Source organism: Flavobacterium aestivum, from assembly GCF_026870175.2.
Taxonomy (GTDB): Bacteria; Bacteroidota; Bacteroidia; order Flavobacteriales; family Flavobacteriaceae; genus Flavobacterium; species Flavobacterium aestivum.
The window spans coordinates 3,521,400-3,533,633 of sequence record NZ_CP113977.2 but is presented as its reverse complement, the minus strand read 5'-3'; the positions used below and the strand labels follow the sequence as shown (position 1 = coordinate 3,533,633).

Annotated in this window: 14 protein-coding genes; 7 read left to right on the top strand and 7 right to left on the bottom strand. The window is 31.7% G+C overall.

Annotated elements, in window-relative coordinates:
* Nucleotides 1-89: 89 nt before the first annotated feature.
* The gene (locus OZP08_RS15190) at nucleotides 90-653 is read left to right on the top strand and encodes a hypothetical protein (protein WP_281322238.1); all 564 of its coding nucleotides are present in this window, start codon (nucleotides 90-92) and stop codon (nucleotides 651-653) included.
* Between the two features lie 283 nt (nucleotides 654-936).
* Here the strand turns inward: OZP08_RS15190 and OZP08_RS15185 are convergent, their stop codons facing one another.
* Nucleotides 937-1,518: a hypothetical protein gene (locus tag OZP08_RS15185; RefSeq protein WP_268846939.1), complete on the bottom strand. Its 582-nt coding sequence runs from the start codon at nucleotides 1,516-1,518 to the stop codon at nucleotides 937-939.
* A 313-nt stretch (nucleotides 1,519-1,831) separates the two neighbouring features.
* Here OZP08_RS15185 and OZP08_RS15180 point away from each other — a divergent pair, with 313 nt between their 5' ends.
* A complete protein-coding gene (locus OZP08_RS15180; RefSeq protein ID WP_268846938.1) occupies nucleotides 1,832-2,059 on the top strand; it encodes a CDGSH iron-sulfur domain-containing protein in 228 nt (75 codons plus the stop codon).
* Between the two features lie 81 nt (nucleotides 2,060-2,140).
* Here the strand turns inward: OZP08_RS15180 and OZP08_RS15175 are convergent, their stop codons facing one another.
* The 6 genes from OZP08_RS15175 to OZP08_RS15150 form a co-directional block, all read right to left on the bottom strand.
* A complete protein-coding gene (locus OZP08_RS15175; RefSeq protein ID WP_268846937.1) occupies nucleotides 2,141-2,665 on the bottom strand; it encodes a hypothetical protein in 525 nt (174 codons plus the stop codon).
* 320 nt (nucleotides 2,666-2,985) lie between these two features.
* Nucleotides 2,986-3,519 carry a mechanosensitive ion channel domain-containing protein gene (locus tag OZP08_RS15170; RefSeq protein WP_268846936.1) on the bottom strand — a complete coding sequence of 178 codons (534 nt, stop codon included), beginning with the start codon at nucleotides 3,517-3,519 and terminating at the stop codon, nucleotides 2,986-2,988.
* A 14-nt stretch (nucleotides 3,520-3,533) separates the two neighbouring features.
* Nucleotides 3,534-4,115, bottom strand: coding sequence for a Maf-like protein (locus tag OZP08_RS15165; RefSeq protein ID WP_281322237.1), 582 nt, complete (start codon nucleotides 4,113-4,115; stop codon nucleotides 3,534-3,536).
* Nucleotides 4,108-5,034 carry a geranylgeranylglycerol-phosphate geranylgeranyltransferase gene (locus tag OZP08_RS15160; RefSeq protein WP_281322236.1) on the bottom strand — a complete coding sequence of 309 codons (927 nt, stop codon included), beginning with the start codon at nucleotides 5,032-5,034 and terminating at the stop codon, nucleotides 4,108-4,110. Before OZP08_RS15160 ends, OZP08_RS15165 begins: the two co-directional genes overlap by 8 nt.
* 56 nt (nucleotides 5,035-5,090) lie before the next feature.
* On the bottom strand, nucleotides 5,091-5,618 hold the full coding sequence (locus OZP08_RS15155) for a KdsC family phosphatase (RefSeq protein WP_268846935.1): 528 nt from the start codon (nucleotides 5,616-5,618) through the stop codon (nucleotides 5,091-5,093).
* A complete protein-coding gene (locus OZP08_RS15150) occupies nucleotides 5,602-6,363 on the bottom strand; it encodes a Rossmann-like and DUF2520 domain-containing protein (RefSeq protein WP_281322235.1) in 762 nt (253 codons plus the stop codon). Before OZP08_RS15150 ends, OZP08_RS15155 begins: the two co-directional genes overlap by 17 nt.
* Before the next feature lie 181 nt (nucleotides 6,364-6,544).
* On the opposite strand from OZP08_RS15150, the gene OZP08_RS15145 reads away from it, so the two are divergent.
* The 5 genes from OZP08_RS15145 (at nucleotide 6,545) to OZP08_RS15125 (ending at nucleotide 12,161) form a co-directional block, all read left to right on the top strand.
* A complete protein-coding gene (locus OZP08_RS15145) occupies nucleotides 6,545-6,877 on the top strand; it encodes an ArsR/SmtB family transcription factor (RefSeq protein WP_281322234.1) in 333 nt (110 codons plus the stop codon).
* Between the two features lie 19 nt (nucleotides 6,878-6,896).
* Nucleotides 6,897-7,364 (top strand): DUF6428 family protein, encoded by a 468-nt coding sequence (locus OZP08_RS15140; RefSeq protein WP_268846933.1) that lies wholly within the window; start codon nucleotides 6,897-6,899, stop codon nucleotides 7,362-7,364.
* Between the two features lie 227 nt (nucleotides 7,365-7,591).
* Nucleotides 7,592-8,008 carry an arsenate reductase ArsC gene (locus tag OZP08_RS15135; RefSeq protein WP_268846932.1) on the top strand — a complete coding sequence of 139 codons (417 nt, stop codon included), beginning with the start codon at nucleotides 7,592-7,594 and terminating at the stop codon, nucleotides 8,006-8,008.
* A 206-nt stretch (nucleotides 8,009-8,214) separates the two neighbouring features.
* On the top strand, nucleotides 8,215-11,409 hold the full coding sequence (locus OZP08_RS15130; protein WP_268846931.1) for a cytochrome c biogenesis protein CcsA: 3,195 nt from the start codon (nucleotides 8,215-8,217) through the stop codon (nucleotides 11,407-11,409).
* Nucleotides 11,410-11,690: 281 nt separating this feature from the next.
* Nucleotides 11,691-12,161: a T9SS type A sorting domain-containing protein gene (locus OZP08_RS15125; RefSeq protein ID WP_281322233.1), complete on the top strand. Its 471-nt coding sequence runs from the start codon at nucleotides 11,691-11,693 to the stop codon at nucleotides 12,159-12,161.
* Nucleotides 12,162-12,234: the final 73 nt, after the last annotated feature.

The window sequence follows — 12,234 nt, the reverse complement described above, 5'->3', positions numbered from 1 at the left end:
ATTTGGGATGATTTGGAAAATCCGAAAAATAGGGGTTGATTTAGAACCAAACCCGCTGTAGCATCAGAACGTTGTACTCAATTTTAAAGATGAAAGAACGAAAGAAAATTAAATACGGAATATTAGCAATTTTGCTCTTATTGACTTTATGTTTAAACCTTCATTTTGGTGATTTCTGCGAAGGAATGGCTAAAGGTTTATTATTTGCTTTTTTAAGTGTAATTTTTATTCTTAGTTTTATAATAATTGAAATTCGAGATTTGTTTAAATTGTTTAACAAAGGAGAAAAATTTGATTTTATTCCTTTGTACCTCTTTATTATGTTTGTTACCTTGAATAGTTTTCTAATTATAGCTAATGAAAATAAATTTTGGAGAGAAATTAAATATGAAGGAGTTATTGAAGACGAGTATGAGAGAGCTTGGATAGTATTGTATGAAAATAATTCCTTTGAAGTAACAAGATCGTATATTGAAAATCGATGCACATTTATTGGAAAATATCATATTGAAAAGAATATAATTATTCTTGATGATGAAAATATAGAAAGTAAAACAGACAAAGAAATCACTAAAAGATATTTGATAATTTCGGACAGTATTTTACAACCTTTGGACAAAAAATATAGTAGAATTAAACTAAATCGTAAATAAAAACTGGGTGCAATAGCTACTACAACGGATTTGGGCAATTGGCTTAATGGAAAATTAGTTTTGTATTTGGGGTAATTTGTCAAATTCGAGAGACTCAATTTAGTTCCAAAATCACTGTAGTATGGAAATGTAGGCTCGCCTATGGTTTTGATAGGCGACTGTTGTTTGTAAAAATAGGGGAGTTGTTATTTTCCCAAAAAGGGTTTTAAAAACACAAAAGCTATAAAAATCAAGTAGACTTTTATAGCTTTTGCTTTTTGTAATGTTAGGAGAAAATGATTTCTTATTTTTTCTCTTCTACAATGTCTTTGTAGGCTTGGGTTTTCATTTCGATAAAATAATCTAAATAACTGGTTTGGTAAGCAACAAAATCTGAAGCATATTTCTTTTTGTCCAGAGTTGCGAATAAATTCAAACGTATTTTATCAATTTCCTTATTGAATTCGGATTCGCTTAATTGTAATAAAGATTCATAATCAAAGTTCTCTTCGTTTTTGGCAAAGGTGGTTGCAAATTCATTTTCGGCAGCGCCTTTTCCGCTAAATTCAAGGGTTTGTCCCGGTTCTTTGGCATCAACACTAATCTTTAAATCGTATCCGTTGCTTAAGTATATTCCGTTAGGGAATAGATTAGAACAATTGCTTACATAATATTTATCTCCTTTTACATTTAGAGTGTCTTTCAGTACACCTTCCTTATTTACTTTTATGATTTTTTTGAAATTTGGTCTTTTGTATGAGATAATCACTAAAGAATCTACTTGAAGATTGGTGACTTTTACTTTAAGAGTGGCGTAGTCCTTGGTTTGGCTATTTGCGCTAAAAGCAAAAAGTAGTGTTGCTACGATTGGGAATAGGTTTTTCATCTAGAATTTTGTTTTTGTTAATTTGGCGCAAAAATATTTTAATTCCCTATTTGCGATGTTAACCTAATAATAAGTTAATGTTTACTAATTTATTATTATAGGAAGGTGATTTATGATGTTTTTAGTATGAAATTGATAATGCAAGTGACATCGCTTTAGAGATAACAAACTGATAAAACAAATCTGCGATTGGTTTTTTGAGTAAAATAGAATTAATGTAAATTAGGGCTTTGAACTATAAAAAAGTAGCATAACACTAAAGACTAAAAATATATTTTGCAATCTTTGGGCTCAAAAAAAATATAATAGCAGTATGAGCAAGACAAAATTAGTAATCAATCGCAATGGGTCTATAAAAATTGAAGGCGATTTCGAAATAATGGATCAGGAAGGTAACGTTTATGGACTACAAGGAAGAGCAGCATTAGGGCTTTGTCGTTGTGGGTTATCATCTAATAAACCTTTTTGTGATGGTGCGCATCGCAATAGTTTTGAACACGATTCTAAAGCTTTTGACTTACCACCTATGAAAACGAATTAAAACATTCGTTTACTTATTACTTTATAAAAGAAGAAGCCGACTCAATTTTGAGTCGGCTTCTTCTTTTATAACAAAAATGGATTAATGATTTCCGTGTCCATGTCCATGACCGTGTCCATTTCCATGACCTCTTCCTTCATGCTTATCATGATGATCGTGACCGTGATCATCATAATCATCATTTTCATAGCGTACTCTGTATTCACCTCTGTTTTTTTGTGGTTTTCCTTTGTATCCTTTATAATATTTTACTCTGTGAGTATTGAAATAAGAATACGGTGTATGACCATGATAATCAGTCAGTACTACTTTATAGCCACTATATAAGTCATAGTTTCTACAACGATGAGGTAATTGTCTTGCTCTTATCCAGCCACCGTTTCCGAAATAAATATATTGTGATGCTCGTATATCATAATACACTTCTATATCTGGCAAATAATAATATTCTGTATCATCATAGCCTACTGGACCCCAAACAGGAGGTCTTCCCACATTCACATTTACGTTGGGCGTTCCTATGTTTACATTCACAGAAACCTGGGCTTGTGTTGAACTCGCTGCAAAAAACAGGAGTCCAATAATAATTGTTTTAATTGTTTTCATTGTTTTTAAAATTGGTATTTAGGGTTTATTTGTATACTGCTTATTAGGTGTAAAATTATTTTTTTTTGAATTTCTTAGATAGACAATAACTAAACTATAATGTTATTATTGTATCATGAAAATCGAATAATTTAAGATGTTTTATTTTTATGATTTCTTTTGTAAAACATTAATAGTATTCTTTTTAGCTTGTAAAAGTTCACATTGTTTTATATGATTATTAAATTTTATATGGATTAAGAAATTTTATGCAAGTCTTGTATAATTTTAAGAAGTTCCGAATAAAATATCTTAGTTATTTGTAATTAAAACCTTTTTGTTTAATCAGTAAACTCCTTATCATTGGTTGAAGGTTTTTTTATGATCGAAATTCCTTTTTGAAAAAATAAATTATTTGGATAGATTATTATTTCTCCTTCTTTTGATCGCAAAGTCACATGAAAAGCGCCAATATCTTCTATTTCTCCTTCTTCAATAAAATCTTTGTCATGAATTAAAACTACATCTCCAATTTTGAAAGGAAAAGAAAAAAACAAAATGATTCCGGAAGTAATATTACTCAAGATCGACCATTGGGCAAACATGGCCACACCAATTACGGTGGCAATAGACGAAAGCGTAATAAAAATGTCTTTGGCTTGAACCCCCCAAATTAATATTAAGGTGATTATTGCCAAAATATTGATAAGGATGTTAATGTATTTGATAACCAAGTTGGTTCTTCTCTCAATAATCTGACTTGTTTTGGCATATCGTCGCACTAATTTTGAAACAGTAGTGCGTAATAAAATAACAATCAATATCAATACTCCAGTACTTATTTGTTCTTTAAGATATTGATCAAAAAACTCCATTAATCTTATTTTGTTTATAAATTATTTAAATACTCATATACTTTGTCTGTGGGCATTCCCATAACATTAGCATAGGATCCTTCTATTTTTGAAACTCCAATAAACCCAATCCATTCCTGAATTCCATACGATCCAGCTTTGTCATAAGGCTTGTAGTTTTCTAAATAATAAAGAATAGCTTCATCACTTAATTCATTAAAGGTAACTTTTGTTATCTCAAAAATCAAATCGGATGTTGTATTTGTCTTAAAACATACAGAAGTAATGACTTCGTGCGTTGCATTCGATAATGACTTTAAAATTTGAAAAGCGTCCTGATGATCCTTTGGTTTACCTAAAGCACAATTTTTGTGCCAAACAATAGTGTCACTGGTGATTAAAATTTCATTGTTTTGCAATTCACCTTCAAATGCATTGGCTTTTAATTCTGCGAGATAGTTGGTAATTTCCTCAGCTTTCAATTCAGGAGGAAAAATTTCTTTTATTTCTTTGAGTCGAATTTCAAAATCTAAGTCTAAATCCTTAAAGAATTGTTGTCTTCTAGGTGAACCTGAAGCCAGTATGAGTTTATAATTTTTTAGTTTTCCTTTAAGCATGATGTTGAATATTATAGGTAACAATTGCAATAGAGAACAATCCCAATAAGATCACAAACTTAAGAACTGTACTTAAGTGATGAAAATCTTTGGTATTTTTTGCCGTAGCCATTTTTATGGTAAAATAGAGCAGGGGGGAAACAATAAATAACAAAGCATATATTGTTGCGATGTGTAAATTGTATTCAATATAATAGGCATTAATATAGAATATAACCAATAGTAAGGGAATGAAGCTTATAATTAATACCAGTTTTGATGTTCGGTTAATTCCTAGGGCTATTGGTAATGTATTCATACCTTGATTGTAATCTCCATTGACGTCTTCCAGGTCCTTTACTATCTCTCTGATGAAGTTAATGATAAAAGCAAATATGGCATAATCAAGAAGTATTGAAAATAAATCAGCCATAGTTTGTTGATTCCCTGCATTGGTAACCGGAAAAAGGTCAAAAACACCAATAATAATAACGCTAAATGATAGTAGTAAAGCAACGATTAGATTCCCTACAAGCATCATTTGTTTGAGACTTGTTGCGTATAAATATAACGTAGCGGCTATCATAATAAAGATAGAAGCAAAACCGGGTTTTGAAATTACATTAGACAAATAAAACCCAATGCTGACACCTACAACAGTTAATGCTAAATAGATATTATAAGCTAGGGTTTCAGAAATACTTTTGCCTACAACTACTTGATCGGGTTTGTTTTCATTGTCAGTTGCCTGATCCAAAATATTATTAATTACATAACCTCCAGCAGCAATTAAAACTGTAGTAAGGACCAAAAGACAATACTGCCAATCAGTAAGTGCCAAAGGAATATTTTGCAATTTCAAGAATCCGTAACGGAATAATAGTTGCATCAAGGCAAGCATTAGTAGGTTTTGGTAGCGTATTAATTTGAGGTATTTCATGTTTTGGGGTTCAGTTGTTGGTTATCGATTCTCAGAAGTCTGTAATCTAAAATTTTTTAGTCGTGTTTCCCGTCAAAATAGGTCATCCACTTTCCTTGTACTTTCATTACTTGTTCGATGACATCGCGAACAGCGCCTTTACCACCGCTTTTGTGGGAAACGTAAGTAGAAATGGCTTTGATTTCTGGACTTGCATCTTGTGGACAAGCCGGTAATCCTACTAATTTCATGACGTGATAATCTGGAATGTCATCACCCATATATAAAACTTGCTCCGGATTAATAGAGTAAAGATCTGTATATTCTTTAAACGTTTCAACCTTGTCCGGAGTGGCCAAATGTATGTCTGTTATTCCTAAATTTCTAAGTCTCACTCGTACGCCTTCATTGCTTCCTCCTGAAATAATACATACATGATAACCACTTTCTATAGCCGCTTTCATGGCATAACCATCACGAATATTCATTGTTCTAAGCATATCTCCTTCATTGGTTACAAAAACCGAACTGTCTGTTAGTACGCCATCTACGTCAAAAATAAACGTAGTAATATCATTCATTATTTCTTTATAGCTTTTTGCCATGATTTAGTATTGATTGTGTTAGTATTTTATAAATTGTAGATTGATTTTCATTGGTTAAAAAAGATTCATGCGCTGCAATGGTCGAAAGATCATTGCGTTTTGCAGGGCCTGTTTGGGCATCACTGGGTGAAAGGGTCTGGATTTTCTCTGCAGTTTCAAGGATTAAAGGTTTCAAAATATCAAAAGGAACCTTGTTTTCCTGACAGATTTCGTTTCCTAATTGATATAAATGATTGGTGAAATTGTTAACGAAAACGGCCGCAACATGCAAAGCTTTTCGTTGGTGTGAATCAATAGCAAAAACATTATCCGAAATGGATTGGGCTACTTTTTCTAATACCTGATAATCGTTTTCGAATTGAGTTTCCAAACAAAAAGGAATGCCTTTAAAATCTACCGCTTTTCCTTTTGTAAAAGTCTGTAACGGATAAAAAACCCCTTTTCGGTTTTTGTTGTCTAACGAGATCAAAGGAGCACTTCCCGAAGTGTGAACTACTAATCTATTCTCGAAAGGCAATTGGGATGAAACCGCTGCAATTGCATCGTCCGAAACGGCTATAATGTATAGATCGGCTTCTGCCAAAGTGTTCCAATCGTTCGTGATTTTAGTGGAATCGAGTAGTGGAGAAATTGGTTTTTGTGTCCTTGAAAAAACCTGAATGATTTCTACCGCATTGCTTTTTGCGAAAGCATCAATCAAGTGTTGCGCCACATTTCCTGAACCGATAATCGTTATTTTAATCATTTTGCAAAATTAACAAAAAAAATGAAGTGTTGGTTTCAATTTTTTAATCCTGGTATAACACGTATATGTCTTAACTTATATGCTTGTACACACGATCCTCAGATGAAAATAACTAAAAAAAATAGTCTATATTTTTTTAATTGAAAGATATATTGTAATATTGCAATATAGATATATAACTATGGGAGCGACAAAAACAGATTTTTATACAGATAACCAAAACGAACTGGCAATTTTAATAAAAGCATTAGGACATCCTGCTCGTATTGCAATTATAGAATACATTCTAAAAGTTAATTCTTGTATTTGTGGCGATATTGTAAATGAATTGTCATTGGCACAGCCAACAATTTCACAGCATTTAAAAGAACTTAAAAATGCAGGGTTGATAAAAGGAAGTGTTGAAGGAAATGCGATTTGCTATTGTATTGACGAAAATGGATTTGAAAAAATCAAAAGTTTTTTTCAAAACGTAAATGCTCATATTGAAAAAAAGAAAACTGATTGTTGTTGAATTTAGAAAAAAGCATATTATGAAACTATCACAAATTAAACAGTTATTAGGCACAGTTGAAACAGTAAACTTTCAATTGCCAAACGGAACATTTGTTCCAGAACATTTTCACGTTACAGAAGTTGGTTTAATTAATAAAAATTTTATTGATTGTGGCGGAACTGTTCGTAATGAAACGGTTGTAAATTTTCAACTTTGGGATGCAAATGATTTTGAACACAGGCTAAAACCTAAAAAACTTTTGGACATTATTCAATTGTCAGAAAAAGTTTTAGGGATAGAAGATTTTGAAATTGAAGTCGAATATCAAGATAGGACAATTGCTAAATACGATTTAGGATTCAATGGAGAAAATTTTCAATTGCTAAATAAACAAACGGCTTGTTTAGCTCAAGATCAATGCGGTATTTCATTGGAAAAAGAAAAAGTGAGATTGTCAGATAAAAATAATGAGCCTTGCTGTGCTCCAGACGGAAACTGTTGCTAAATATGAAATCGCCATGACAGAAGCTGTCGCAAACACCAATGAAGATCTGGCGATACCATAGGTGACCTATGTCAAATAAAATTTACACATATGAAAGAATTTATCATAAAATATAAAAAGCCAATTATAATTACCACATCCATTACAACACTACAATTGATTTGGGGTTTTGATCCAAAATTTTGCATCATAAATATAATTTGGTTGCTAGTTTAATAAAATGAAAAATGAAAAAAATATTAGTTTTATGCACAGGAAACAGTTGCAGAAGTCAAATTGCAGAAGGATATTTGAGATATTTTGCCAAAAATAAAGCTGAAATTTATAGTGCGGGAGTTGAAACTCATGGAGTAAATTCAAAAGCAATTGCCATTATGAAAGAAGATGGAATTGATATTTCAAATCACACATCAAACAATGTTGAAGAATATTATGAAATAGATTTTGATTTTGTTATCACAGTTTGTGATAATGCAAAAGAACGTTGTCCATTTTTTCCAACAAAGGCAAAAAAGTTTCATTATAATTTTCCTGACCCGGCAAAAGCAATAGGAACTGAAGATGAAATTTTGAAAGAGTTTAGATTTGTAAGGCAACAAATTAAAGATTATTCAGAAAATTTTGTAAAAGAATATATAATCTAAAAAAAGGCTTCATATTTTGGATTATGTATTTGATTGGTTTTTAAATATTTAATGATTAATTTTATGTAGAATTAAAGGAACGGTTTATTGTTTTTTTGTCTAAAAAAACCTCCTTATTTTTGGATTAAATTAACAATTGTCTTCGAATACAAGTGGACAATTTTGAGTACTTTTGCGACACTCAAATAAAACGAAACTCCTTTCAAATGGATAAAAAATTATTCTCTGTTCTGTTTTCAACTCGATTAATGGCTTTGTTATTCCTGACTTTTGCAATTGCAATGGGTACTGGGACTTTTATAGAAAGCAAATACAATACCGATACTGCTCGAATTTTAGTGTATAATACCTGGTGGTTTGAAGCCATTATGGGATTCTTTATGATCAATTTCATAGGGAATATCAAGCGTTACCATTTGCTTAGAAAAGAAAAATGGGCAACCTTATTACTGCATTTGGCTTTTATATTTATCATAGCGGGTGCATTTATCACTCGTTACATTAGCTATGAAGGAATGATGCCAATACGTGAAGGAGCTGCCGAAAATCAATTCTATTCGGATAAAACCTTTCTGACTCTTTTTGTAGATGGAGAATATAAAGGCGAAATGAAACGTAGAGTTTTTGAAAAAGCCGTTTTATTATCACCAGTTACAGATAATGATTTTACTATGAAAGGCGATTTTGCCGATACTAAGTTTGAAGTAAAATTCGATAATTTTATAATGGGTGCCAAAGAATACGTTAAACCCGATCCAAAAGGGAATTTGTATTTTAAATTGGTTGAAGCCGGAGATGGTGGTCGTGAAGAGCATTTCTTGAAATCAGGAGAAGTTCAGAATATCCATAACGTACTTTTTGCCTTGAATAAATTTACTGAAGGGGCAATCAATATTAATACCACCGGAAGTAGTTATACCATTCAAATGCCTTTTGAAGGGAATTTTATGCGAATGGCTGATAAAATGCAAGGAAAAGTGGTAAAAGATATTGTACAACCTTTGATGATGCGTTCTTTGTACAGTATTGGTGACATCAGATTTGTTTTTCCAGAGCCTGCAGTTACTGGGGTGATTGATTATGAAACTAAAAATGATTTTAAAGAGAAAAATCATGAAGATGCTTTGACTGTTAAAGTAATAGCAAATGGAAAAGAAGAAAAAGTTACTTTATTAGGATCTAAAGGAAAAACAGGGGATTCTAAAACCGTTAAAATAGGAGGGTTAGAGTATTCTCTTTTCTACGGAAGTAAAGCTTATGTTTTGCCTTTCAAAATAAAACTAAATGATTTTATTGCTCAAAAATATCCAGGAACCGAGAAAAGTTACTCTTCTTTTGAAAGTCAGGTAACAGTTCAAGATTCTGTAAAACCATTTGATGCCAGAATTTATATGAATAATGTTTTGGATTATGAAGGTTATCGTTTCTTTCAATCTTCATTTGACCCAGATGAAAAAGGAACTGTTTTGTCTGTAAACCATGATTACTGGGGAACTACCATTACTTATATTGGGTATTTTATGCTGTTTCTTTCCATGATTGCTATTCTGTTTACCAAGCATTCCCGTTTTGCCGATTTAAAAAGAAAATTAGACGTTGTGAAAAATAAGAAAGCAAAGCTAATGACGATTTTGGTATTGTTATTTAGTTTAAGTGGTTTTGCACAAGAACATGAAGGACATAACCATGCAGCTGGCGAAACTGAACATTCGCATGATGAAAGTACCGGTCATGTAAGAGTTAAACCTACAGAAAAGCAATTAGATTCTCTATTGCCACTCTTTACAGTAAATGAAAAACATGCAGCAAAATTTGGTAGATTAATAATCCAGGACGCTGGAGGTAGAATGAAACCAATCAATACATTCTCTTCTGAATTATTGAGAAAAGTAAGTCATTCTGATTCATACAAAGGGATGAACTCTGACCAAGTGTTTTTGTCCATGACGCAAAGCGCTCAATTGTGGATAGAAATTCCGATAATTTATATTAAACCGGAAAACGATAGTATCCGTAAAATTATTGGGATAGATGCTAAACAAAAATTTGCTCCGTTTATTGCTTTCTTTGACGAGAAAGGAAATTATAAATTATCACCTTATCTGGATGCTGCTTATAAAGCGGGTAATCCAAACAATTTTGAAAAAGATTTTATAGAGACAGACAAGAAAGTAAACTTGATGGAATCTGCCTTGAGTGGTAGTATATTAAGAATCTTCCCTATACCTAATGATCCCGGAAATAAATGGATTTCGTATCTTGAATTAGAGCATGCCGGAATGAAAGGTATGGATTCTACTTATACAAAAAGTATCTTACCCCTTTATTTTGGTACACTAGGACATGCTATTGAGTCTAAGAATTACAAAACAGCCGATGATTTATTGGAGAGCATTAATGGTTTTCAGAAAAAATTTGGTAGTAGAGTAAGACCGTCTGAAAAGAAAATTGATTTAGAAATAGCCTATAACAAATACGACTTGCTACAAAAGTTGCCTTTTGCCTATTTATTTGCAGCAATTTTGATGTTATTGTTTACCATTATAAAAATCTTTAAAGAGACTAAAGTTTTGAATGTTTTAGTCAATTCGATGCATATTTTGATTGCGGTATTCTTCTTTCTGCATACCATTACATTAGGAGCGCGTTGGTATATTTCGGGACATGCACCTTGGAGTAATGCGTATGAGGCCATTGTATATGTGGCTTGGGCGACTATGTTCTTTGGATTGGTATTTGATATCAAATCAAAATTAACTGTGGCTTCGGCAGCATTTGTAACAGCAATGATACTTGCTGCAGCTTACGCTAACTGGATCGATCCGGAAATTGCAAACTTACAGCCTGTTCTTAATTCGTATTGGTTAATGATTCACGTGGCGGTAATTGTGGCAAGTTATGGACCATTCGCCCTGGGTATGATCTTAGGATTTGTATCACTTGTTTTAATCTTTTTTACCAATGAAAAGAATAAAGCAAAGATGGATTTAAACATTAAAGAAATCAGTTACATCAATGAAATGTCATTAACAGTTGGTCTGATTATGTTAACTATAGGGAATTTCCTTGGAGGACAATGGGCTAACGAAAGTTGGGGACGTTATTGGGGATGGGATCCAAAAGAAACATGGGCTTTAATCAGTATTATGGTATATGCATTTGTGATTCATGCTCGATTTGTTCCTTCATTAAGAGGGAAGTGGATTTTTAATTTAATGAGTATGTTTGCCTTTATATCTATTTTATTTACCTATTACGGAGTAAACTTCCATTTAGTAGGATTGCATTCATATGCTAGTGGAGAGGCACATTCTTTGAGCTGGATATGGTATTCATTTGGAACCATTTCTCTAATTGGAGCTTTGACTTATCCAAAATACAAAAAATTTTATAAGAAATAATTGTAATTATTTTTTAGATCCTAAAAGTCCAACTTAGCGGTTGGACTTTTTTTTGCAACTATTTTTCCTCACAGTATTTCTAAAAAGACAATTTTTTTGGGTAATAATTTTATTTACAATAATTATTTTGTAAGAATTATATTGTTTTATTGCTTAAAACATGCTTTTAATCTATTTTTATTGACTGTTTGTCGATTTGTATCTATTTTAATAGTAAATTAGTTTAAAATATAAGTTTAGCATAAAAATAGATTGTGAGTATTAATTAAAATTGCATTGATATGAAATATTTATTTTTAATTTTCACTATTACTTTACAAGGACAGGTTTTACATCATCAAATGATTTCTTCTCAAGGACTGTCCAAAAAAATGTCAGACGGTACAATAGTTAGGCAAACTATCGGTCAACAAAGTTTGACAGGTACTTCTAATAAAAATTATATTGTCATGCAGGGATTCCAGCAGAATGCTCGGGGCAGTATTATTCCTGTTTCTTTGGATGATATTAAAACCATTGCCTATCCAAATCCATTTGTTGGAGCGATCCATTTTAAATTTTCAAAGCCAATTACCGAAAGCATAGAAGTTAATGTTTTTGATATGCTTGGTCATACTATTCTCAGGCAGAATAAAAATCTGGAAAACAATATTTTGACAATTGATCTGCCAAATATTGCCGAAGGTGAATATTTTATAAAACTGATATCTAAAAATTATAGTTATACAGGTAAACTATTAAAAACCAAATAAACTTTAAGATAAGAGTTTACTAAACCATAATACCCCAAAAAGGCTAGTAAAAGACATTGCTTATCAAAACTTA